Annotated in this window: 20 protein-coding genes; 12 read left to right on the top strand and 8 right to left on the bottom strand. The window is 43.3% G+C overall.

Annotated features, from left to right (window positions below):
• The first annotated feature begins 41 nt into the window (after window positions 1–41).
• Window positions 42–1160: a hypothetical protein gene (locus DXD68_RS06820; protein WP_122360881.1), complete on the top strand. Its 1119-nt coding sequence runs from the start codon at window positions 42–44 to the stop codon at window positions 1158–1160.
• Between the two features lie 9 nt (window positions 1161–1169).
• Here the strand turns inward: DXD68_RS06820 and DXD68_RS06815 are convergent, their stop codons facing one another.
• A complete protein-coding gene (locus DXD68_RS06815; RefSeq protein WP_122360880.1) occupies window positions 1170–1664 on the bottom strand; it encodes a metallophosphoesterase family protein in 495 nt (164 codons plus the stop codon).
• 58 nt (window positions 1665–1722) lie between these two features.
• On the opposite strand from DXD68_RS06815, the gene DXD68_RS06810 reads away from it, so the two are divergent.
• From DXD68_RS06810 to DXD68_RS06800, 3 genes are all read left to right on the top strand, one after another.
• Window positions 1723–3801 carry an RNA degradosome polyphosphate kinase gene (locus tag DXD68_RS06810; RefSeq protein ID WP_122360879.1) on the top strand — a complete coding sequence of 693 codons (2079 nt, stop codon included), beginning with the start codon at window positions 1723–1725 and terminating at the stop codon, window positions 3799–3801.
• A complete protein-coding gene (locus DXD68_RS06805) occupies window positions 3789–4451 on the top strand; it encodes a hypothetical protein (RefSeq protein WP_122360878.1) in 663 nt (220 codons plus the stop codon). The genes DXD68_RS06810 and DXD68_RS06805 overlap by 13 nt, the downstream gene beginning before the upstream one ends.
• 569 nt (window positions 4452–5020) lie before the next feature.
• Entirely contained in the window at window positions 5021–6010 is a 990-nt protein-coding gene (locus DXD68_RS06800) for a DUF4837 family protein (RefSeq protein WP_122360877.1), read from the top strand.
• 72 nt (window positions 6011–6082) lie between these two features.
• Here DXD68_RS06800 and DXD68_RS06795 read toward each other — a convergent pair whose 3' ends face one another.
• Window positions 6083–7465 carry a methyltransferase RsmF C-terminal domain-like protein gene (locus tag DXD68_RS06795; RefSeq protein WP_122360876.1) on the bottom strand — a complete coding sequence of 461 codons (1383 nt, stop codon included), beginning with the start codon at window positions 7463–7465 and terminating at the stop codon, window positions 6083–6085.
• Between the two features lie 52 nt (window positions 7466–7517).
• Between DXD68_RS06795 and DXD68_RS06790 the strand changes: the two genes are divergently transcribed.
• Window positions 7518–8222 carry an SAM-dependent methyltransferase gene (locus DXD68_RS06790; protein ID WP_122360875.1) on the top strand — a complete coding sequence of 235 codons (705 nt, stop codon included), beginning with the start codon at window positions 7518–7520 and terminating at the stop codon, window positions 8220–8222.
• A gap of 6 nt (window positions 8223–8228) precedes the next feature.
• On the top strand, window positions 8229–8804 hold the full coding sequence (locus DXD68_RS06785; protein WP_122360874.1) for an acyltransferase: 576 nt from the start codon (window positions 8229–8231) through the stop codon (window positions 8802–8804).
• Between the two features lie 161 nt (window positions 8805–8965).
• Here the strand turns inward: DXD68_RS06785 and DXD68_RS24730 are convergent, their stop codons facing one another.
• The 3 genes from DXD68_RS24730 to DXD68_RS06770 all read right to left on the bottom strand — a co-directional run bounded on the left by DXD68_RS24730 (window position 8966) and on the right by DXD68_RS06770 (window position 10529).
• On the bottom strand, window positions 8966–9199 hold the full coding sequence (locus DXD68_RS24730; protein ID WP_122361097.1) for a DUF6722 family protein: 234 nt from the start codon (window positions 9197–9199) through the stop codon (window positions 8966–8968).
• Window positions 9200–9314: 115 nt separating this feature from the next.
• Entirely contained in the window at window positions 9315–10154 is an 840-nt protein-coding gene (gene nadC, locus DXD68_RS06775; protein WP_122360873.1) for a carboxylating nicotinate-nucleotide diphosphorylase, read from the bottom strand.
• Window positions 10155–10157: 3 nt separating this feature from the next.
• Window positions 10158–10529 (bottom strand): DUF4783 domain-containing protein, encoded by a 372-nt coding sequence (locus DXD68_RS06770; protein WP_087880576.1) that lies wholly within the window; start codon window positions 10527–10529, stop codon window positions 10158–10160.
• Window positions 10530–10618: 89 nt separating this feature from the next.
• Between DXD68_RS06770 and rlmH the strand changes: the two genes are divergently transcribed.
• Window positions 10619–11092 (top strand): 23S rRNA (pseudouridine(1915)-N(3))-methyltransferase RlmH, encoded by a 474-nt coding sequence (gene rlmH, locus DXD68_RS06765; protein ID WP_075556271.1) that lies wholly within the window; start codon window positions 10619–10621, stop codon window positions 11090–11092.
• A 72-nt stretch (window positions 11093–11164) separates the two neighbouring features.
• On the opposite strand, the gene aroC is transcribed toward rlmH, so the two are convergent.
• Window positions 11165–12235: a chorismate synthase gene (aroC, locus tag DXD68_RS06760; RefSeq protein ID WP_075556272.1), complete on the bottom strand. Its 1071-nt coding sequence runs from the start codon at window positions 12233–12235 to the stop codon at window positions 11165–11167.
• A gap of 125 nt (window positions 12236–12360) precedes the next feature.
• Window positions 12361–12939, bottom strand: a complete 579-nt coding sequence (locus DXD68_RS06755; RefSeq protein WP_122360872.1) for a peptidylprolyl isomerase — start codon at window positions 12937–12939, stop codon at window positions 12361–12363.
• A gap of 317 nt (window positions 12940–13256) precedes the next feature.
• On the opposite strand from DXD68_RS06755, the gene DXD68_RS06750 reads away from it, so the two are divergent.
• Window positions 13257–14975 carry an LTA synthase family protein gene (locus DXD68_RS06750; protein ID WP_233577019.1) on the top strand — a complete coding sequence of 573 codons (1719 nt, stop codon included), beginning with the start codon at window positions 13257–13259 and terminating at the stop codon, window positions 14973–14975.
• Between the two features lie 79 nt (window positions 14976–15054).
• Here DXD68_RS06750 and DXD68_RS06745 read toward each other — a convergent pair whose 3' ends face one another.
• Window positions 15055–16230 (bottom strand): MalY/PatB family protein, encoded by a 1176-nt coding sequence (locus DXD68_RS06745; protein ID WP_122360870.1) that lies wholly within the window; start codon window positions 16228–16230, stop codon window positions 15055–15057.
• A 197-nt stretch (window positions 16231–16427) separates the two neighbouring features.
• Here DXD68_RS06745 and DXD68_RS06740 point away from each other — a divergent pair, with 197 nt between their 5' ends.
• From DXD68_RS06740 to DXD68_RS06725, 4 genes are all read left to right on the top strand, one after another.
• Complete coding sequence (locus tag DXD68_RS06740) at window positions 16428–16985, top strand: RNA polymerase sigma-70 factor (protein ID WP_122361096.1); 558 nt, start codon at window positions 16428–16430, stop codon at window positions 16983–16985.
• Window positions 16986–17181: 196 nt separating this feature from the next.
• Window positions 17182–18177, top strand: coding sequence for a FecR family protein (locus tag DXD68_RS06735; protein WP_122361095.1), 996 nt, complete (start codon window positions 17182–17184; stop codon window positions 18175–18177).
• A gap of 158 nt (window positions 18178–18335) precedes the next feature.
• The gene (locus tag DXD68_RS06730) at window positions 18336–21638 is read left to right on the top strand and encodes a TonB-dependent receptor (protein ID WP_233577018.1); all 3303 of its coding nucleotides are present in this window, start codon (window positions 18336–18338) and stop codon (window positions 21636–21638) included.
• Between the two features lie 14 nt (window positions 21639–21652).
• Entirely contained in the window at window positions 21653–23086 is a 1434-nt protein-coding gene (locus DXD68_RS06725) for a RagB/SusD family nutrient uptake outer membrane protein (RefSeq protein WP_233577017.1), read from the top strand.
• Window positions 23087–23114: the final 28 nt, after the last annotated feature.

Raw genomic sequence — 23114 nt, 5'->3', positions numbered from 1 at the left:
GGTTGTTATATATTTAAAGTGCGAAGAAAGGGGGAAAGGGTATGAACAAAGTTAAGAAAGGATTGGACAACCAAGCCATAGGCTTATTGCCATTGTTGCTTTTTATGTTCCTGGATAATTATTTTTCTTATCTGTTGTCTTTCATTATCGGAGTTACCTTTTGTTTTGTATGTATTTTTCTTTATCAGGTATTGAGTAAGGATAAAGTGTATCAATTTTTATTGTTACCTTCAGCGATTACGCTGGTGTTGTATTCTATCTTTCTCTGCTTGAAACTGGAACCCGTGTTATTCATTTATTCTCCGTTGATTACGGAGGTGTTATTGGTGGTGGTACTTGCGTTTATCGGTTTTAGCCGGCGCTCTGTACTGAAAAAGATAAGAACATCGAAACACCCGACTTATAAACGGACATTGATGCGTACGACGTTGAATGAATTTTATTTCATTGCCCAGCTGGTTCAGAATTTGTATACATTACATCTGTTTGCCATTTTGGTGTATAGTATCCTGCCGGATACGATGCAGAATGTGCATACGGAGCGGTTCCTTTACAGGGAACTGGGGGTATTGATCGGGGTGCTGATCATTCTTTATGAGCAAATACGCTTATCGTTGATGCAAGGTAGTTTACAGAAAGAAATGTGGTTGCCGGTATTAAATGACGGAGGGAAAGTTATCGGTTGTATTGCGCGTTCGGTCAGCCGTTCGTTACCGAAAAAATACTATCATCCGATCGTCCGAATAGCCGTTATCCATAATGGAATGCTTTATTTGATGAAAAGGAGTAAAGATGCATTCGTATCACCGGATACGATCGATTATCCTTTCCATAGTTATGTACTGTTCAGGCACAGTATCGAAAGTACGGTGCGTGAATCGGTAGGTGAACTTGCTGAACAGCAGGATGTGAATCCTCGTTTCCTGATACGTTATACGTTTGAGAACGAGAAGGTGAAACATCTGGTATCGCTTTACGTGATCTGTCTTCGTACGGAAGAGCAGCTGAGTCAATGCAAGCGGGCAGGCGGAAAGCTTTGGACTGCCAAGCAAATAGAAGAGAATCTGCAATCCGGTGTATTCAGCGAATACTTCGAGCAGGAGTTCTCTTATCTTCAGAATACGATCTTGTTGGCAGAGAACTTCTGCTGTGGTAAGTAACCGGGTATTCTACCGGATACCCAGTTCGATCACTTCGAGATCTTTTATATTTTTGCCGTCGATGACGAAGCGGACCAGGGTACGAACCTGGTGGAAACCGCTTTTGCCGGCAGCGCCCGGATTGATATACAAACAATTCAGGTACTTATCAAATGCAACTTTAAGAATGTGCGAATGACCCGCTATGAACAAGTTCGGGCGGGTATCGTACAATTCTTTGCGGATAGACGGGTTGTAACGGCCCGGATAACCGCCTATATGCGTCATCATCACATTTACTTCTTCTGCTTTGAAATGAGCCACTTCGGGATATTCCAGCCGGAGTGATTGCCCGTCTATATTTCCGTATACAGCCCGGAAGGGTTTCAATGCTGCCAGCCGTGCTGCCAGTCCGTCCGAACCGATATCGCCTGCATGCCATATTTCATCACATTCTGCGAAGTATTCCGCATATTTATCATCCCACCAGGCGTGAGTATCCGAGAGAAGTCCAACTTTAATCATAACAATTTCTTTTATTCTACAAAAGTATCTATATTTACGCAGCTAAGAATAGAATACGATGGAGAATTCATATAAATACTTTAAGCGCGACGTTAGTTGGCTCTCTTTCAACTACCGGGTTTTACTGGAGGCGGAAGACGACGCACTGCCTATCTATGAGCGGATTAAATTCTTGTCTATCTATTCTTCCAACCTGGAAGAATTTTACGAAATACGTGTGGCGGAACACCGTGGAGTGATCATGAAGAAGAACTTCACCGAAGAAAGCGGTGCTGAAGCCGAAGAAGTGTTGACCGAGATAACCAATGAAGTGAACCGCCAGCAACGGGAATATTACCGTATCTTTTCGGAAAAGATATTGCCGGAGCTGAATCGTCAGAACATTTACCTGTATCAAGGAAGCGAACCCGAACCTTTCCATGAAGAGTTCGTGCATAACTTCTTTAATGAAGAGGTCTTTCCGTTCCTCTCGCCTGTCATGATACAGGCGGGCGATATCCGTACCTTTATCCGTGACCGCCGTTTATACCTGGTGATCCGTATGGTAAAGAAGAGCAAGCGGAAGCCGGAGGGCGATACGGCTCCCGAATATCATTATGCCCTGATGAAAATACCCTATGCCAAAGTGCCCCGTTTCATCGAGTTGCCAGCGCACGAAGGGAAGTTTTACATTATGTTTATCGATGATATTATCCGGGCGAACCTGGCGAATGTATTTCCGGGATATGAGATAGACAGCTGTTACAGTATCAAGATATCCCGCGATGCCGATATCTACCTGGAGGATGAGAAAGGAAATATCGTGGAAAGTATCCGCAAGAAAGTGAAGAAACGGAAGATCGGCGCGCTGAGCCGTTTCATGTACGACCGGGCGATGCCGGAGGACTTCCTTTCTTTCATATGCGATGCTTTCGGTATTACCCGCGACGACCTGGTGGTAGGTGGTCGTTACCTGAATTTGCAGGACCTTGCCAAGCTGCCCAATCCGAAAGGGAAGGAGCTGGAGCAGAAGATTCCGACACCGATGCGGGTTCCTTATCTGGATGAGAAAGGGTCTGTGTTCCGGGCGGTGAAGAAGAAAGATATTATGTTGCATTTCCCTTACCAGTCGTTCGATTACCTGATCCGTTTTCTGATGGAGGCGGCTTTCGATCCGAAGGTGGACGAGATAAAGATTACCCAATACCGGGTGGCGGAGAACTCGGCTGTCATCAATACGCTGGTGAGTGCTGCGCAGAACGGAAAGAAAGTGACGGTTTTCGTCGAGCTGAAAGCCCGTTTCGACGAGGAGAACAATATGAGTACGGCTGAACGGATGGAGAAAGCCGGCATACGTATTATTTATAGTATTCCCGGACTGAAGGTACATGCCAAGGTTGCGGTTATCATCCGGAAAGATTCGGAGGACGGCAATAAACGCCGTGACTTTGCTTATCTCAGTACCGGAAACTTCAATGAGAAGACCGCCCGTATCTATTCGGACATGGCGTTGCTTACCTGTAATGACGAGATCATTACGGATATAAATAAGGTGTTTGCCGTTTTGGAGGGGAAGATGTCGGAGCCGACTTTCCGCCATTTACTGGTGGCGCGTTTCAATATGGTTCCCGAACTGACCCGTATGATCCATCGGGAGATCGAACATGTAAAACAGGGGCGTAAAGGACGGATCGTTTTGAAGATGAACGGACTGCACGACCAGAATATGATCAATGAGCTGTATCATGCCAGCGAGAAAGGGGTGGAGATAGACCTGATCGTACGGGGCATCTGCTGCCTGGTTCCCGGTCAGCCTTATAGTGCCAATATCCGGGTGACGCGTATTGTGGATATGTTCCTGGAGCATTCCCGTATCTGGTATTTCTATAATGACGGCCGGGAAGATGTCTTTCTGACATCGGCAGACTGGATGCGTCGTAATCTGAACCGTCGTATCGAGACAGCCTTCCCGATACTGGTACCAGAGATCAAGCAGGAAGTGATCGATATACTGAAGATACAGATGCGCGATAATGTGAAAGCCTGTCTGATCGACGGACAGTTACATAACAACTTCAAGCATAACGACGATCCGGTGAAGGTTCGTTCGCAACTGGCTATCTATGAATATCTGAAAAATAAATCATGGAAGAGTTGATATTGTTCTGTTTCTGCTGGGTGGCGCTGATAGCCGGTGCCGTATTGGGATATATTATCGGTATCCGTATGGCACGCAGCAAAGAACGCCACCGGCTTGTCAAGGAAAAGATCAGGAAGAATAAGGTTGCCATTTATCATTATCAGAAAGAGAAATACGATTACATCGAACAGATAAACCGCCTGGAGGCCGATTTGCAAAACCTGGCGGAAGAATCGGAACTCTATAAAGAGCGTGTCGCCGATCTGGACTATTACCAGCGGAAGGTCCGTGAAAGCGAACAGATCATCGAACGCCTTTCTGCTGTATCGGAAGAGACGATCGAGTTGTCGGCGGATGCCTTTTCTTTATTGATCCAGCTCAAGCAGGACCCTGTCCGTACGAATCTGACCAAACCGGAGTGGGCGGAGTTGCTCCGTATCACCGATCTTCTTTTCAACAATTTCCTGACGGAGCTGAAGGAGAAGTCAGGTATCACCCGTCATGAGGAAGAAATCTGTTGCCTGATCAAATGGAACTTTCCCCGTAAGGATCAAATGGCTGTCTTCAATAATACCACCGATGCTCTGACTAAGTCGAAGAGCCGTCTGAAGAAACGGTTGCAGCTGGACGAGAAGACGGATTTGGATCAGTTTATCCGGCTTTACTGAAGAGAAAAAATCAAAAGAACTATCATACTATCATTTTTGCAATGTACTCCTTGAATATTAGTACTTTAGTTTATGATAGTTCTTATTTTGATCTATCATTTATCTATCACACAACTATCATAGCCTTGTCTTGAAGATTGCCGGATTACTATATAATTTGAGTAAGTATATGACTTAAAATCAGTGGAGTAGTGATATATGTTGTCTGACATCCGGGTCTGAATGAGGTTTACATCCGGGTGTGAGCATCGTCAAGATCCGGGTGTGAAAAGGGGGGAGACGGGCATCCTGGCAACAAAAAGTAAGTACTCCAGTGAAAAAAGGCTATAGTATCGTTGAAAAAAGGTGGTAAGGAGAAGTAAATAATCACGCAACACTCGTATCCCTGAGATGGGAATTGTCCTGTTAAATGGTAGTTTAATGGATTGTAAACAGGGTTATGGCGTTGTTGCATAGTTAGTTATGCTTGTGCGCATTTGTCCGGTATGCTTCTTTCTTCCCTTTCTTTTTGTATTCTATCTTTGCTGCCATAAACAATTAACTCTGAAATAGAATAAAGAATAATGCTTATGAGAACACAATGTCTATGTATCGTTTACCTGTTAGGTTTGCTTACTTTAATGAGTTGCAATAGCTCCGTAGTGGAGAAACGTGCGACCGGTCTGCCTTATGAAATTTTGGTTGTTATGAGCAAAGAAGTAGGAGAGAGCGAGGTCGGTGAATTGGTAAAAGAGCAGCTGAACTCTTCGGTGGCAGGGCTTCCGCAACCTGAACCCTCCATGCGGGTTACTTTCGTTCCCAACGAGACCTTCGATGGTCTGTTGAGATATGTCCGTAATATTCTTATTGTAGATATCGATCCGACGAAATATACGATGGTGGCATTGAACGGGTATAAGGATGAATGGGCTAAGAATCAGGAAGTAATAAAGCTCAATGCTCCGTCAATACAGGAACTGGTGACGTATCTGACGCTGCATGACTCCGATCTGGTGAATCATTTTTGCAGCATAGAAAAGGAACGTCGTGTGGCTATTCTGAAAGAACATTACAGCAAGCTGGCAATGGATAAGGTGCAGGAGAAATTCAATATCAGTCTCCATGCTCCGGAAGATATGACTTACTACAAGGATACTACCGATTTCCTGTGGGTATCGAACAATGCCAATACGGGGCGTGTCGATCTGTTGGTGTATTCTTTTCCGTATACGGATGAAAATACATTTACGGAAGAGTATCTGGTGGCTAAACGCGACTCGGTTCTGAAATGCAACCTGCCCGGTGCTTTCCCTAATTCGTATATGGCAACAGAAACGCGTGCCGGACTGACTTATGAACCGATCATGCTGAATGAAAAATATTGCGGTGTGTTACGTGGCCTGTGGAAGATGGTAGGCGATAAAATGGGAGGACCCTTTGTCAGTCATGCTTTCCTGGATACGAAGAAACAGCGTGTGATTGTTACCGAAGGGCTTGTTTTTGCTCCGGAAACAAACAAACGGAATTATATACGTAAGATAGAGGCGTCGCTTCATACGGTACGTCCGATGGTGAAGTGATCGTTTTGCCTGCCCATGCAAAGGTATTTTGCCTTACTGGGCAAAGGGTCTTTGCGTGAGCAGGCAAAGAGGTTATGGAAATAGCAGTACCTGTTCAGGAAGGTAACTGCTGCGAATCCTCCATTCCTGCGGATAAAGGTTGTTTGCACGGTTTCCCAAATGTTTGACAAAACCGAGTGGGAAGCCTTTGTAACAGACTAATACATATCCTTTTTCTATCTCTGGAGGAAGGACCAATGCTTCTTTTTTCAGGTATTTGACGGCTTCTTCCCAACTGATCTCTACGCAGGTAAAAGCCGTTTTGTCCAGTGCCGTGCTCAATGCCAGTGAGTGAGCCGGTAAGATGTCTTTCCCTTTCAGTTCGCCTACGCGTATGCCGGCGGATACGATACGTAACTGACCGGACAGGATTTGCCAGGTGTCATGATGGGCGGCAGGCAGGGCTTGCAGGATGTCGCCCGACACTTCTATCCGGAACGTCTCCGGATTCTGTATCCAGTGGCTTACCTGAGGCGGGACGGCAGGAGCTGCTTTCCCTTTCTCTTTCTTGCTTTTTCCTTTCGGACGAATTTCTTCTATCTCGCCGGGGGCTTTGCGCAAAACGGCGAGGAAGAAACCTTCCCCTTTTGTTTTGTGCGGGAAGAAGCGGTAAACCGGATGGTCGTAATGCAGAGGACCGGTGATCTGCCATTCTTCTTTGACCGGAATAGTCAGGGCTTCCGCTCCCAATTCTTCCTGTATGTAATGTATATTGTCCTCGTCTTCCTCGGTGTTGTACGTACAGGTACTGTAAATGAGCAGTCCGCCGGGCTTGAGTGCATTCCAGATATCGTGGATAATGCGGCGCTGGCGGGCGGCACACAGGTTTACGTTTGCCACACTCCACTCGCCGGTGCTGTCGGTATCTTTGCGGAACATGCCTTCGCCGGAGCAGGGTACATCGGTGACGATGACATCGAAGAGATGTGTCAGACGGCCTATCTCTTCCGGGTCGTTGTTGGTAACGATGCTGTTCGGATTACCCCACTTAGTGATATTTTCTGCCAGGATATTACTGCGTGTACGGATCACTTCGTTGCTGACCAGCAGGCTTCCTTCGGGTAAAAGACTCAGCAGATGGGTGGATTTACCGCCTGGTGCAGCACAGAGGTCCAGACATTTGACCGGTTCGCTGACAAACGTACGGATGGCTTGCTCCAGGAACATCGATGATGCTTCCTGCACATAATAGGCTCCGGCATGAAACAGCGGGTCGAACGTAAACGAAAGACGTTGGGGCAGGTAATAGCCGGTTTCGCTCCAGGCAACCGGTGGGGTTGCGGGTGCCCCAGTCCCTTTGCGCTGATTGATACGGATACTGACGGGAACGTCCGCTTGCAATGCGGCTTCCAGTTTGTCATATTCTTCGCCTAGTAAAGCACGGGTGCGTGCGATAAATTCGATAGGAAGTGCCATCTTATTCTGTTTGTTTGGTGCAAAAGTACTAACTTTGCAGAAAACTAACAGTATGCAAGCATCGCTTTTCCTTATACCGGTTACATTGGGGGATACCGAGCATCGTCGGGTCCTGCCGGAATATAATCGTGAAATAATCCTTCAGATCAGACATTTTATTGTTGAAAATATACGTACTGCACGTCGTTTTCTGAAAAAGACGGAGCCTTCCATTGTCATTGATGACCTGACTTTTTATGAGTTGAACAAGCACACTTCTCCGGAAGATGTGGCGGGTTATCTGGCTCCTTTGGCGAAAGGTGAACATGTGGGGGTTATTTCGGAAGCGGGTTGTCCGGCAGTTGCCGATCCGGGAGCGGATGTGGTAGCGATTGCGCAGCGGAAGAATTATCCGGTCGTGCCGTTGGTGGGACCGTCTTCCATTCTGATGTCGGTAATGGCTTCCGGTTTCAACGGGCAGAGCTTCGCTTTTCACGGGTATCTGCCTATCGATGCGTCGGAGCGTACCAATACGATCAAGAAGCTGGAGGGCCGCATCTATTCGGAAAATCAGACACAGCTTTTTATCGAGACGCCTTATCGCAATAACAAGCTGGCTGAGGAGCTGATCCGTACCTGCCGTCCGTCTACCAAGCTGTGCATCGCTTCGGATATCACGTGTGAAGATGAATACATTCATACGCGTCCGGTAAAAGATTGGGCAGGGAAAGTACCCGACCTGAGTAAAAAACCGACTATTTTCTTAATCTATAAATAATCTCTTATGGCAACTTATCAGGCACACGAGACAGCAGTGATCGATTCCGGCTGTACGATCGGGGATGATACTCGTATCTGGCATTTCTCACATATCATGTCGGGTTGTACGATCGGCGAACGGTGTAATATCGGACAGAATGTTGTTATCTCACCGGAAGTTGTTTTGGGAAATAACGTGAAGGTGCAGAACAATGTGTCTGTTTATACAGGGGTGACTTGTGAGGATGATGTTTTCTTAGGTCCCAGCTGCGTCTTTACGAACGTTATCAATCCCCGAAGTGCCGTCAGCCGGAAAGACCGGTATACGAAAACACATGTCGGTAAAGGGGCGACTATCGGGGCGAATGCTACGATTGTCTGCGGACATAATATAGGGGCGTATGCTTTGATTGGTGCAGGAGCGGTTGTGACTAAGGAAATTCCGCCTTATGCCCTGGTTGTTGGTAATCCATCCAAACAGATAGGCTGGGTGAGTGAGTATGGTCATCGGCTGCATTTTGACGGAGATGGCTTTGCTGTCTGTCCGGAAAGCGGGGAGAAGTATCAGTTGAAGGATAATCAGGTAATTCGTATCAAGTAAAAATGAAAAAGGCGAAAGAGATTCCGCCTTTTCTATATCTTATTTCTTGTAAATCATTATTTCTCATGCAACCATCTTTGGCCTTTAGGTGTCAATAGCCAAATAAAGAAAATTATACATGGAACAGTTAGTGTAATACATAAATAGACAAATCCCATAATTTACTCCTTTCCTTTTAAAAATAATAATAGACTAAGACTTGTAAGAACTATAACTGCAAATAATCCGAATACAAAGATAATCATTTTATCAATATTAAAACTTAATACATTCGTTAAAATGATACCTCCGAATATCAACTTGGTGAGGTCGCTAATGTATTTGCTAGCTTCCAAATAGATCGCTTTTTGGGTCTTTTTGTTTACTTTGGGAAGTAAACCGGATGTGTTAGGCATCTTCCGCCGATGAATTGTTGTAATATTTTTCATAGTTGATAGTTGTTTTGTTAATACTTTGGCAAATATATAAAAAGAAAGGCGGATAATCATCATCCGCCTTATAAAAAATCTCTTAGCAAGCCTTTAAACTCATGTCGAGACTCTTGACTGAATGGGTCAACGCTCCGACAGAGATAAAGTCGACACCGCATTCAGCATAGTCACGCAGTGTATCGAATGTGATACCGCCGGATGATTCTGTCTCGTAGCGTCCGCCGATCATTTCGACTGCCTTTTTGGTGTCTTCGATATTGAAGTTGTCCAGCATGATGCGGTCGATACCTCCAACGTTCATTGCTTGCTGCAATTCGTCGAAGTTACGTACTTCTATTTCGATCTTCAGGTTTTTGCCTTTTTCTTTCAAGTAGTTCTGTGCACGGGTAATGGCCTGTTCGATGCCACCGGCAAAGTCTACGTGATTATCTTTCAACAGGATCATATCGAAAAGTCCGATACGGTGATTAACGCCGCCGCCGATCTTAACAGCATCTTTTTCCATCATACGCATACCCGGTGTTGTTTTGCGGGTATCCAATACACGGGTTTTGGTACCTTCCAATGCTTTAACATATTTACGGGTAGTCGTAGCGATACCGCTCATGCGTTGCATAACGTTCAGCATCAAGCGTTCTGTTTGCAACAGCGACTGTGTTTTTCCTTCTACTGTAAAAGCAATGTCCCCTTTCTTTACTTCTGCACCGTCATTAATAAAGATAGTCATTTTTAGTTCCGGGTCGAAGTCATGGAAGATACGTTTTGCCATCTCTACGCCGGCCAGAACGCCATCTTCTTTAATGATAAGCTGGCTTTTTCCCATAGCTGTTTCGGGAATACAGCATAAAGTTGTATGATCGCCGTCGCCGATATCTTCGGCAAACGATAATTTAATTAAGTCGTCAATTAACTGATCCATTTGTTATTCTATTCTGATTGATTGTATAATCGCTTTGTCGCCGTCGGCACGGTAAGTGATGTTCACACGATATTCACCGGAGGCTGTCGGAAGTTTACCGACAAAGAAGCCGGCATCTTTTTTATCTGCGTGATGAACTACGGAAAAACCTGTAGGTTTATTGCTACCAAAGAACGTAGAAAGCATCTTAACAGCTTCGCTTCCGTTGCATTTCTTGGAAGAGCCGGGCAAGGCTATGTCTACTTCCTGGTCCATCGCTCCTGTTAGTGAAGAGGCATTTCCTCCTTTGAAGGCATTTGATATAGGAGTAATATCGGCTGCCATGACGCTCAAAAATGAGAGTATCAATGCCAATGTAAGTAATAATCGTTTCATAAGCTATCTCCTCTTTTTATGAGTTTTCTGATGCAAAGGTATGTATTTTTCCTGTAAATTAGCGCCTTCAATACTAATAATGTAAACGAATGAAAATTGCACTGGTCGTAATAGGTAAAACGGATGCCGGCTATTTTGTGGAGGCAATCAATGAATACAAAAACCGTTTAGTCCATTACATCCCATTTGAGATGGAGGTTATTCCGGATATAAAGAACGTGAAGAATTTGTCGGAATCGCAGCAAAAAGAAAAGGAAGGAGAACTGATTTTAAAGGCATTACAGGCTGGCGATCAGTTGGTTTTGCTGGATGATAAGGGTAAAGAGTTTACTTCGATGCAATTCTCTGCTTATATTGAAAGGAAGATGCATACGGTTTCGAAGCGCCTGGTCTTTGTTGTCGGCGGCCCTTATGGATTCAGTGAGGCTGTTTATAAAGCCGCTTCAGAAAAGATTTCATTAAGCAAAATGACCTTCTCGCATCAGATGATCCGTTTAATCTTTGTAGAACAGGTTTACCGGGCAATGACAATCTTGAATAATGAGCCTTACCATCATGAATAGTTGCCAAGTGACAGTTGACAGATAAATTTCGTATTCGAGTTTCAAACTGTCAATTGTCACTTGTCAACTGTCTTACTCTCTTGTTTTTTGGAGCAACAGATAATCTAATAGCGTCATTGCCGTCATCGATTCCACAATGGGAACGGCGCGAGGCAGGACGCATGGGTCATGACGTCCGCGAGCTTTCAGGATAGTATCTTCACCATCCATATTAACGGTTTCCTGTTCCATAAGGATGGTTGCTACCGATTTGAATGCAACACGGAAATAAATATCCTGACCGTTGGAAATACCTCCCTGTATACCTCCTGAATTATTTGTACGGGTATTGATATGTCCGTTGTCATTAAAGAAACGGTCGTTACGTTCGGAACCGCGGTAAAGAGCTGCATTAAATCCGTCACCGTATTCGAACCCTTTCACTGCATTGATTGTTAGCATGGCGTGTCCTAAAGCCGCATGCAGCTTACCAAATACAGGTTCTCCCAGTCCGACAGGCGTACCTTTTACCACACAAGTAATTACACCACCGATCGTGTCGCCTTTCGACTTCACTTCTGCAATCAGCTTTTCCATTTCGGCTGCTTTCTCCGGATCGGGACATCTTACTGCATTTTCTTCTGTCAGATTCAGATCATAATCTTTATAAGTACCATCCAGTTTGATAGGGCCGACCTGTGAGGTGAATGCCTGTATATTTATGCCTGTCTGGCGTAGTGCAAGCTTGGCAATTGCTCCGGCAACACATCGGGCTATCGTTTCACGAGCCGACGAACGTCCGCCTCCTTTAGGATCACGGATACCATACTTCATCTGATAAGTATAGTCTGCATGTGAAGGGCGATAAACCGTTTTCATATTGTCGTAATCAGACGAATGCTGGTTTTTATTCCAGATAATGAATCCGATCGGTGTACCGGTAGTTTTTCCTTCATAAACACCGGATAGGAATTGTACTTCGTCGTCTTCCTTACGCGGGGTTGTGATCCTTGACTGGCCTGGTTTACGACGATTCAACTCTTGCTGGATAAAGTCTGTATCCAGTTCGATACCAGCCGGACATCCATCTATAACACCTCCGATACCCGGACCATGTGACTCGCCGAACGAGGTTAATCTGTATATATTTCCGAATGTATTCACCTTAGTAATTGAAAATTGAAAGTGGAAAATTGAAAAATATAAAGAAGCCAAATTGATAACACAAAAAATGGAAAAGTATCATATCACAGATAATTTTCCATTTTCAATTATCAATTTTCAATTATTTAGTGGCAGCTACCACATCCGCAACCACCTTCGTGATTGTGATCACCGCAATCGCTTCCGCAGTCGTCGCATCCGCAACCACATCCACCGGCGGGAGCTGACAAAGCTGCAATTTCTTCTGCTGTCGGTTCGTGAACGTCGATAACTTCACCGCTGAAGTGTAGGGTTTCGCCTGCCAACGGATGGTTGAAGTCCATCACAACAACATCGTCTTTTACTTCAAGAACAGAACCGTTCAGGCGGTTGCCGTTTGAATCCATCATAGGAACGGTGTTACCTTCCTTGATAACCTCTGAGTCGAATTTACCTTCAACTTCAAAAATGTTTTTCGGCAGATCCAATACATGATCTTCCACATATTCTCCGTATGCGTCAACCGGAGCGATAGAGAAGTCGAACTTGTCGCCTACTTCCAGGCCTTTCAAAGCATCTTCGAAAGCCGGAAGCATAGCACCTGTTCCGAAAATGAATTTTAAAGGAGTTTCAGGCACTGCTCTTTCCATCAACTCACGCTCTTCACCTTCTCCTACGTTCAGGTCGTATGTAACCGCAACGAATTTATTTGCTGTAATTTTCATTTTTAATTGTATTTGTAATAAATAAAACGAGGACAAATTTACGTATAATTTCCGACTTATCTGGTTATTCTTTAAAAAATAAAGATATGTAATGTTTTCAGAGAGAATATAATTATCTTTGTCCCATGAAATAAAAGATGTTGTACTTACTTCTATGTGACAGTGTTTGCCGATAGATAAATAAAAGTGTTTACTAAATGTGGTTTTCTAAATTGACTAACTATTTCTTTCCTGACGGATCGGAGAGCAGGAAATTGATAGGTTTGTTTTTTGTTTTTTTGTTTCTGAAGTTTATGTGGCTTAATTTGCTTTGGTGCATGCTGTCTACATTTACTCCATTTTCTAAAATAGAAACTTATCTGGATACTATACTGGTCTCTTTGATTTTACTGTTACCCTTGATTTGCTTTCGTGCGGTAAAGACAACGTTGGTCATATTCGTTTTACTGGATGGTTTGTTTGTTGCAAACCTGATGTATTTTCGTACTTATTTTACAGCAATACCCCTGGATAGTTACCTTTTGGTCAGTAACTTGTCTGATTTCTCCAGTAGTGTTATTGATTCCTGCAGAGTGGTTGATTTGTTCTTCCCTTTGTCGACGATTGCCGCCGGTATTTTGTGGTGGCGTAATTTCCGGAAGCCGGAGGATAAACAGGTTAGAAAGGAGCGAAAGAGATATTCGATTGCCCGTTACGTACTCCTGATTCTTTTGGTAGCATTGATTCCGGCTATTCGTCTTTGGAGTCAGAACGGATTTAAGGCTGCTTATGAAAGATTGCAGGATGCTTATTTGCATACCTGTAATGTACCGATGTATACGATATTCGGCTCTCTTTATTATGATTATACCTGCGATCAGATCGTTTATACGGAAGATATCAAAAATGATATCGACTCCTGGCTAGCCAGGAAGACGGATTGCAAATCCGTCTTGCCCCACGTGTATGCGAAAGATAATTGTGTTATTATCCTGGCGGAATCGCTGGAAAGCTGGGTGTTGAATAAGACTGTCGAAGGACAGGAGATCACGCCGAATCTGAACAGGATACTGCGAGATTCGTCGGTTATTTATGCACCTCATGTTTTATCACAGGTAAAAGGAGGTCGTTCTATTGATGCCCAGCTATTGATGTGTACAGGACTTTTGCCTATTAATTCCGGCCCTTATAGTATTAAGTTTCCGGAATCATATTATCCTTCCCTCGTAAAAGCCTTTAAAGAGAAACATAAGAATGCCCGGGCATACAGTTTGACGGTGGATAAGCCTATGGTTTGGAACCAATGTATAATCGCTCCGGTGTTGGGGTATGATAGCCTGATTTCGAAAAGCAGTTTTATACAGGAAGAGCCTGTCGGTTCGCGTAAACAGGTAGGCGACCGTGCTTTCCTGCGTCAGTGTCTGAGTAAAATGAAGAAAAATGAAGTTTGGAGCGATTCCGGGAATACACTGGTTCAATGCGTAACCTATTCCGGTCATAATCCTTTTATTTTGCCGGATTCGTTGAAGAAAGTCTTTTTTTCTGAGGATGTACCCGATGTATTGAATCGCTATATGACGATGGCCAATTATACAGACCGTGCTATAGGAGAGTTTATATCCAGGCTCAAATCTGATAAGCGTTTTGAAAATACGTTAGTTGTGATCATGGGAGACCATGAAGCTTTGGGTACGGTTCGGAAAGAACTGTGCAGTGATCCGGTGGGAAAGAATATCCTGTCGGATAAGGCTTTTGTTCCGCTTATCATTTTGAATGCGCCGTCTAATATGTATTACGGAAAAGTGATGGGACAGATAGATGTCTATCCGACATTGCTTGATTTATTGGGATTAAACGATTATTGGTGGAAAGGACTCGGCGAGAGTATCTTTAATCCGCAGAAACCGGATTTCGATGTCGACTCTCAGTTGAATATAGTAGGAGATACGGCGGGCATCCCGGACGAAGAAGTTCGTATGGCTAAAAAAGCCTGGGAGATTTCAGATTTGATTATCCGCTATGACTACTTGGGACGGAAGCTGAATGTGAAAGAATGATCTATCTACAGATATATGAAAAACCCTGTTTTCTACATGCTAAAACAGGGTTTTCTTCATAGAATATCTACCTTTTTTTTTATTTTTTATCGACCGCTTTCTTCAATGCATTCAGTGCTGTTTCGAGAACGGAACGAGGACAACCTACATTTAGGCGCATATGCCCTTCACCGCCCGGTCCGAACATACTTCCGTCATTTAATAATAGACCGGCTTTATCCTGAAACAGGTTGACCAGTTGTTCCTGGCTCAGTTTCAAGTCGCGGCAATCCAGCCAGACAAGAAATGAAGCTTGCGGAGGATATACCTTTATCTTCGGCAACTTCGTTTTAAAGAATTCGTCTACGAAGCGGACATTCTCCATTACATACATGCGCATTTGTTGCAGCCATTCGGCTCCGTAGGTATAAGCCGCTTCGGTTGCCGTGTAAGCAAAGATTGTACCGTCGCCTAATTCCCCGGCTTCCAGGAATTCATAAAACTCTTTCCGGATCTTATCGTTAGGTACAATCGAATAGGAAGTGACGATCCCTGCAATATTGAAAGTCTTGCTGGGAGCCATAAAAGTGATGCTGCAATTGGCTGCAGCTTCTGAAACAGTGGCAAAAGGATGATGTGTGAATTGCGGATAAGCCATTTCCGCATGTATCTCGTCCGAAATCACCAATAGATTATGTTTGGCACAAATATCAGCCAGTTTAACTAAGGTGTCTTTCTTCCAGACGATGCCGCCCGGATTATGCGGGTTGCAGAGGATAAGGACTTTACAATGTTCATCGATCACGGATTCCAGTTGTTCGAAATCCATTTCGTAAGCGCCGTTCACGAGTTTGAGTGGATTGTTGACCACTTCACGTTTCATGCTTTCCGGTACGATACGGAAAGGGTGATATACGGGAGGTTGAATGATTACTTTGTCACCGGGTTTGGTAAAACATTGAATAACAAAACCGATTCCTTTGACGATTCCCGGAATATAGCTGAGCCATTCCCGTTTGATCTTCCATTTTTGTTTATAATCTACCCATTCAATAATACTGTTGTAGTAAGAATCTGAGCCGAAAGTGTAACCGAATATCTCGTGCTCCAGGCGTTTCTTGATTGCGTCGACAATGAAGTCCGGGGTCCGGAAATCCATATCGGCAACCCATAGAGGAAGAAGATCCTCCTTACCATACCGCTCTTTCAGGCCGTCGTATTTGACGCAATTGGTGCCGCGGCGTTCAATTACTTCATCGAAGTTGTATTGTTTCATTTTATATTAGTTCAGTTTTTGTCGATTGATCGGGGGCAAAGATAATAATTATATATGCAAAAACATCAAAAAAACATCCACAGCTCTTTTTCAGCTTTTTGCAAGCGGACAATTGGCATTATCTCTTGTACGGAACTGATTGGTTTGTGGTTTTTTATTTTGATATTTCTGATATTTTTCGCTACTTCGCATTAGTTATGGAATTACCAGAGGAGAGACATATTTTAGAGGAGATCGCTGAAGGAAACGTAAATGCTTTCGAACGACTTTTTTTCTGTCATCAGCCCAGGTTGGTGAACTTCCTTGTCGGTCTGACGCACGATAAGGAGGTCAGTCGTGATATTGCCCAGGATTTGTTTCTTTCATTATGGAAAGAGCGTGAAAAACTGAAGGAGGTAAACTCCTTTTCCTCTTACCTTTTTCAGATGGCTCGTTTTACAGTGTATGACTATTTTGACCGTTTGGCTGTATCGGAGAAGTATACGAATGAATTTTTATTAGAAGCTTCCATTTCTCAATCGGACGAGGAAGCTATCTTTGCACATGAACTACAAAATATTATCAACAAGACTGTCGAACAAATGTCTCCCCAGCGAAGACGGATCTATCAGATGAGCCGTGAACAAGGTTTGTCGAATGATGAGATTGCTTCTCATTTGGGGATCAGTAAACGTACTGTGGAAAACCATCTGACAGCAGCCCTTGCCATTCTTCGCAAGGTTCTTTATCTTTTTTTTCTTACTTATTTGAGTTAAGAGACTACGACCCTAAAACTGTTTCACCCTAGTGAAACAGTTGTTTCATTACGAAGAAACACTTGTTTCATTAGGGTGAAACACTTTCAACGATGCTACCCGTTAGTTCCGGAATCAAAATATTTTCAAAAAAAGTTCATTGTTGATTGTGTGTGTCGTTGCCGTTAACCTACTTCAATATAAAGACGGATATTTTATGGAAGAAAACAACAAGACAAAACAACTCATGCGACTATATTTCGGAAAACATTTTTCCCGATACGGACGTATCTTGTTTGGGCGTTGGCTGAAAGCGGATGATGAAAGATCGCAAAAGCTGGAGGCGTTGCAGGATATCTGGAAGGAAACAGATGCGGAAGCGACAGAATCTACGCATCGTGACTGGATGGCTTTGCAAAAACAGTTGTTGACAGAACCGGCTCAAAAACGTACAATCCCTTTATACCGTCAGGTATTTAAATATGCAGCTGTTATTGTACTGATGTTGATGACTGCCGGTACGACTTATTGGGCGACCGATCGTTTTAAGCCTGTCCGTCATGTAGAAATGGCTCAGATATTTGTTCCTTACGGGGAAAGTAAAGAGGTTTTATTGCCCGATGGCTCAAAAGTGTGGGTCGATGCCGGTTCTTTGCTGGTCTATCCGAAAGATTTTACAGATACTGATACACGTACGGTTTATCTTACGGGCGAAGCAGCATTTTCCGTTCAAAAGAATCCGGCACAACCATTTATAGTGAAAACAACTTATCTGGATGTGCAGGCACTGGGAACTGTCTTTACTGTAGAAGCTTATCCGAGCGATTCCTGCTCGATGACTACGCTGGAAGAAGGGAGTGTGCTTGTTTCAGTCAATGATGAAGGCATAGAACCTACTCTGTTAAAGCCGGATCAGCAATTGATCTATTCCCATACGGCTCATACCGTAACAGTTCATGCTGTCGATGCATCCATATATCATATGGAAAGGGATGGTTACCTGATTTTCGAAAATATTCCGTTCAATCGTCTGATGGCTTCTTTGGAGCGTAAGTTTAACGTGACGATCCATTATAATTCACAGAAGTATGCCGGTGAATGTTATAATGTGAAATTCTCTCCGAATGAGAATCTGGACGATGTGCTGAATGTGCTGCGGCAATTGGTTGGCATACGTTATACGGTGAAAGGGAAAGTGGTATTTATAAACTAAAAATAGAGGAGGATACAGATATGAACAAAAGAAAACCGGAAAGACAGAAAGTGCGAAAATCCCTCTTTCCGGAATTCGAAATCGAATCTTGAACATCATTGGATTGACGAGTAAATCGTCTGGTTTTATTAATATTCAATTTTCAAATGTACAAATATATGAAATTAACTAATCTAATACCTATAAATAACAGAAAAAGTATATCTAAGCTGTTATTGGTAACAGCTTTATCTTCTTGCAGTTTTTGGGGCTATGCACAGCAACAACAGGTGCGCCTGACAGGGAATAATGTAACATTGAAGACTGCCTTCAAACAGATAGAGCAACAAACAAAATTGTTTGTAGACTATAATACTCAGGAAGTAAATGATTCCCGTCTCATTTCAAAATTACCAAAGAACAGTAGCGTGAAAGAGGTTATGGAACAATTGCTGGAAGGAACCGGCTGTTCGATAGCGTTTAGTAACGGACATATCATTATTACAAAACAAGCTAAAGCAGTATCTGAAACTAAAAAGATCTCAGGTATTGTAAAAGATGAACGGGGAGAACCTGTTATAGGAGCGAATGTCGTGGTGAAAGGAACCACAAACGGAACTGTTACGGATATGGACGGAAAATACACCCTGGAAGTTCCGGCTGGTGGGGTGTTGCAAATATCCTACATCGGCTATAACACCCAGGAAGTGAAAGTCGGGAGTGTAAATGTCGTAAATATATCTCTCAGGGAAGATTCCGAAGCACTGGATGAGGTCGTGGTGATCGGTTATGGTACGGTAAAGAAAAGCGATTTGACAGGAGCTGTCGGTTCTGTACAGATGAAAGATGTGAGTCAGGTGGGCATTACCAGTGCCGACCGTGCTTTGCAAGGGCAGATTGCCGGTGTGCAGGTAAATGCCAGGACTGGTCAGCCGGGCGAAGCGATGATGATCCGTGTTCGTGGTAGCAACTCTTTGGCAGGTGGTAATGAGCCGCTTTATGTTATCGACGGCATGCCGGTAGAAAAGATGAATTCAGATATTAATCCGGAAGATATCTTATCTATGGAGGTGTTGAAAGATGCTTCTTCTACAGCTATTTATGGTTCGCGTGGAGCAAATGGAGTTGTTATGATTACAACTAAAAGAGGTAATACAGGAGCAACGACAATCGACTATAACGGATATGTCGGTGTTTCCATGTTGAGAAAGAAACTGGATTTGCTGGGTAAAGACGATTATATCGCAATGGTGAACGAAGTTTCTCAAAACGATGGAAAAGGTATTGCTATTACTCCGGACGAGGCAGCCTCGCTGGCTAATAATGATTGGCAGGATTTGGTGTATCAGACAGCTCTGACACACAGTCATCAGGTCTCTGTCTCAGGTGGTACCGAACAGACAAAGGTGTACTCTTCTTTGAACTATATGAACCAGGAAGGTATTATAAAAGGTTCTAATTACAATCGTTTTGCATTGCGTATCAATGGTGATCAGAAATTATCGAAGAAATTGTCGTTAAGTGCAAGTATCGCTTATTCATACGGAACTCAGAACACGGCAAACAGTAATGCCGATGGCGGTGGTGCTATAGCTTATACTGCTATGGTGATGCCTCCGATACAGGAGGTTAAAGATGCTGATGGAAAATATACTAATTTTACGGGAACTCCCTGGGGAGGAACTAACCCGGTAGGTATGTCTGAATTGTATAAAAGGGAAATTGTCAACTCCCGTCTGTTAGCTAATATGGCGCTTACTTATAATATTATCGATGGATTGACCTTTCGTGTGAATGCCGGTGCAGAAGTGAATTCCGAAGGTATCGACCGATATATTCCGATCGGTTTGTCCGCCGGAGGCAAATTGGATGGAGATGCTTCTAAAGAGAAAGCGAATTATTACACTATTATCAATGAGAATATTCTGACTTACGATAAGAAGTTTAATAAGAATCATGCTTTGAACCTGATGGGAGGTATCACTTTCCAGACATATCAATATGATAAGTTGACAGGATCGGGAACTGGTTTTCTGCGTGATGTATATGAAACCAATAATTTAGGGGTTGCTTCAACTCCCGGAACACCTTCTTCCGGTTTTAAAGATTACCGGATGGTCTCTTTCTTAGGACGTGCCAATTATAATCTGATGGAAAAATATCTGTTGACTGTAACGGCTCGTTATGACGGCTCTTCCAAATTCAGTAAGAATCATAAATTTGCCTTTTTCCCTTCTGCTGCATTAGCCTGGCGTGTTTCGGAAGAAGAGTTCATGAAAGAGATCGATTGGCTGAGCAACCTGAAGTTGCGTGGCAGTATCGGACAAACCGGTAACCAATCTATCGATCCTTATCAGACTTTTGCCCAGTTGGGGACATCTGCACCTATTTTTGGCAATGGCAAGGATATAGGTTTTAATTTGTCTTCCATGGCAAATGATAATCTGAAATGGGAAACTACCACACAAACTGATATCGGGGTTGATTTTGGATTTTTCTCTAACCGTTTGAATATCGGATTTGACTATTATTGGAAACAGACACGTGACTTGTTGTATAAAGCAACGTTGCCTCCTTCTTCCGGTTATTCTTCTATGTTGAGGAATTTAGGACGTATTGATAATAAGGGATTTGAAATTTCGATCAATACGATCAATATGAAGGGAAAAGTAAACTGGACCACTAATTTGAACATTACATCTAATAAATCGATTGTAAAAGATTTGGGTACGGATGTATATGGAAACAAAATTCAACGAATCGATGCTCCTATCAGTGGAGGAAACTGGTTCCCTTTGTTTGTCGGGAAAGCCCCGTTCCAGTTGTATGGATATGAGATTGAAGGTATTTATCAAACTGACGAAGAAGCTCGTCTGAATGGAGAGGCTACCAAGAAGGCCGGCGATTACCGATATAAAGACACCGATGGGAAGGCCGGTATTACAACAGGTGATAAAACCATTATTGCTAACACACAACCTAAGTTTACTTTTGGTTTGACCAATACGATCAATTGGAATAATTTTGAGTTTTCTTTCCTGATGATCGGTAGTATAGGTGGAGATATCGTAAACGAATTTAACAAGAGTATCACAAATATTGGTGGAACATGGAATATCCGTAAAGACGTATGGGAAAATCACTGGACGCCGGAACATCCGAATGCTAAATATGCACGTGCTTCTGCTTCTACAAAAGATTATTTGGCTTTTGGCGATCCTAACTCTATTTGGGTGGAAAATGGTTCGTATCTGCGATTCAAAGATATTAAACTGGCATATACATTACCGACACAGTGGTTTTCCGGTACACATAAACCGAATATTTCGTTGTATGTGAGCGGACAGAATCTGATTACGATTACAAGCTATTCACATTATGACCCGGAAGCATCGTGGATGTCTTCTGCCGTGAACGGATGGGATAGAGGCGTTTATCCGTCTTCGAAATCATTTACTTTGGGTTTACAGGTTAAATTTTAATACGTATTATAAGTATGAAAACACTGATTAAAAATATATTACTGGCTGTGCCGGTTATTTTATCTACTTCTTGTTCCAGTTGGCTGGAAGAAGAACCGAAAACATTTATTGCTCCTTCTTCTTTCTATAAGACAGTGGAAGATTTTGACGGAGCATTGAAAGGTTTGTATCCCCAGGGACAAAATCTGAATCTGACGGAAGTTTTTGCCGATTATAATGATAAACCGGAATCGGCAGAACAGGTCGGAGATATTTGGGCGAATAATCCGGGATATGGTTTTTATGCATTCAGAAATGCGTGGTCGGGACCTTATGGTACGATTAAAAATACGAATATGATATTGGAGTCGATAGTCGATAAAGACTTTGCAGAGGAAACCAAGAATCGTATTATCGGTGAGGCTAAATGTTTGCGTGCCTGGTCTTATTTTACGTTGGTCCAGTTCTTCGGAGATGTGCCTTTACGTGATAAAGTCGTTACCAGTGATGCGGATATTGCAATAGACCGTACGCCTCAGGCAGATATTTATAAATTTATCTTTGATGATATTCTGGATGCCGAACAAAAGGTGCCGGAAGAAGCACAGGAAATGGGGCGTGTCGATAAGTTTGTGGTGAAAGCCATGATGGCTCGTATGTATCTGACTTCGGCCGGTTTTCCGATGAATCAAAAAGAGAATTATGCAAAAGCGAAGGCAAAAGCGTTGGAAGTAATCAACAGCGGTAAATATTCTTTGATGCCGACATTCGATAAGGTATTCAAAACCGAACGTTACACGGCTGAAACTATTTGGGCACAGTTGTTTTCTGCTCCTGACAGTTATAGCGGCATGCATAAAGAATCTTCACCGATTGGAAGCCAGACCGCCTTGTATTTGCCGACGGATGCTTTTATTGCCGGTTTTGATAAAGGGGATATGCGTAAAGAGTGGGGAATTAAGCCTGAATATGTAAATGCTAAAGGGACTAAGGTGATCAGCCGTACTTATTATAATAAGTATATTAATGAAGAATATCTGGAACAGGAACTTCCGGCTTCAAATACAAGTATCCTGACATGGCAGACGCAATTGATCCGTTTGGCAGAAATGTACCTGATCGCAGCTGAGGCTGAAAATGAAATGAACGGACCGGCGGATGCTTATCAGTATATTAACGCTATTCGTAAACGTGCCCGTGTCGATCAGAATGATCCGACAAATGTACCGGATTTAAGCGGACTTAGTCAGGATCAGTTCCGGGAAGCTGTTTTGCTCGAACGTCAGCACGAATTGTACGAAGAAGGTTTTGCCTGGTTCGATATGAAGCGTACCCAGACTTTTGATAAGGTGCAAAAAGCACGTGGCGATAAAATGAATGTTCCTATCGGAGCTTACAATAATACCTGGTTAATACCTGACACGGAAATTCTGAACAATAATATTCCTCAGAATCCGGATTACAGATAATTAATGTAGAATACATGAAGGGCCGGTC

It is taken from the genome of Parabacteroides sp. TM07-1AC, assembly GCF_003480915.1.
Taxonomy (GTDB): Bacteria; Bacteroidota; Bacteroidia; order Bacteroidales; family Tannerellaceae; genus Parabacteroides; species Parabacteroides chongii.
This window is presented reverse-complemented; position numbering and strand designations above follow the sequence as displayed.

Bases quoted from the DNA above. Each gene is read 5' to 3' on its own strand.
- DXD68_RS06770 (WP_087880576.1), bottom strand. From the start codon at position 10,529: ATGAAACGATTATTACTTACATTGGCATTGATACTCTCATTTTTGAGC.
- rlmH (WP_075556271.1), top strand. From the start codon at position 10,619: ATGAAAATTGCACTGGTCGTAATAGGTAAAACGGATGCCGGCTATTTT.
- DXD68_RS06800 (WP_122360877.1), top strand. From the start codon at position 5,021: ATGAGAACACAATGTCTATGTATCGTTTACCTGTTAGGTTTGCTTACT.
- DXD68_RS06735 (WP_122361095.1), top strand. From the start codon at position 17,182: ATGGAAGAAAACAACAAGACAAAACAACTCATGCGACTATATTTCGGA.
- DXD68_RS06820 (WP_122360881.1), top strand. From the start codon at position 42: ATGAACAAAGTTAAGAAAGGATTGGACAACCAAGCCATAGGCTTATTG.
- DXD68_RS06725 (WP_233577017.1), top strand. From the start codon at position 21,653: ATGAAAACACTGATTAAAAATATATTACTGGCTGTGCCGGTTATTTTA.
- DXD68_RS06815 (WP_122360880.1), bottom strand. From the start codon at position 1,664: ATGATTAAAGTTGGACTTCTCTCGGATACTCACGCCTGGTGGGATGAT.
- DXD68_RS06785 (WP_122360874.1), top strand. From the start codon at position 8,229: ATGGCAACTTATCAGGCACACGAGACAGCAGTGATCGATTCCGGCTGT.
- DXD68_RS06790 (WP_122360875.1), top strand. From the start codon at position 7,518: ATGCAAGCATCGCTTTTCCTTATACCGGTTACATTGGGGGATACCGAG.
- DXD68_RS24730 (WP_122361097.1), bottom strand. From the start codon at position 9,199: ATGCCTAACACATCCGGTTTACTTCCCAAAGTAAACAAAAAGACCCAA.
- DXD68_RS06805 (WP_122360878.1), top strand. From the start codon at position 3,789: ATGGAAGAGTTGATATTGTTCTGTTTCTGCTGGGTGGCGCTGATAGCC.
- DXD68_RS06795 (WP_122360876.1), bottom strand. From the start codon at position 7,465: ATGGCACTTCCTATCGAATTTATCGCACGCACCCGTGCTTTACTAGGC.
- DXD68_RS06750 (WP_233577019.1), top strand. From the start codon at position 13,257: ATGCTGTCTACATTTACTCCATTTTCTAAAATAGAAACTTATCTGGAT.
- DXD68_RS06730 (WP_233577018.1), top strand. From the start codon at position 18,336: ATGAAATTAACTAATCTAATACCTATAAATAACAGAAAAAGTATATCT.
- DXD68_RS06755 (WP_122360872.1), bottom strand. From the start codon at position 12,939: ATGAAAATTACAGCAAATAAATTCGTTGCGGTTACATACGACCTGAAC.
- nadC (WP_122360873.1), bottom strand. From the start codon at position 10,154: ATGGATCAGTTAATTGACGACTTAATTAAATTATCGTTTGCCGAAGAT.
- DXD68_RS06740 (WP_122361096.1), top strand. From the start codon at position 16,428: ATGGAATTACCAGAGGAGAGACATATTTTAGAGGAGATCGCTGAAGGA.
- DXD68_RS06745 (WP_122360870.1), bottom strand. From the start codon at position 16,230: ATGAAACAATACAACTTCGATGAAGTAATTGAACGCCGCGGCACCAAT.
- DXD68_RS06810 (WP_122360879.1), top strand. From the start codon at position 1,723: ATGGAGAATTCATATAAATACTTTAAGCGCGACGTTAGTTGGCTCTCT.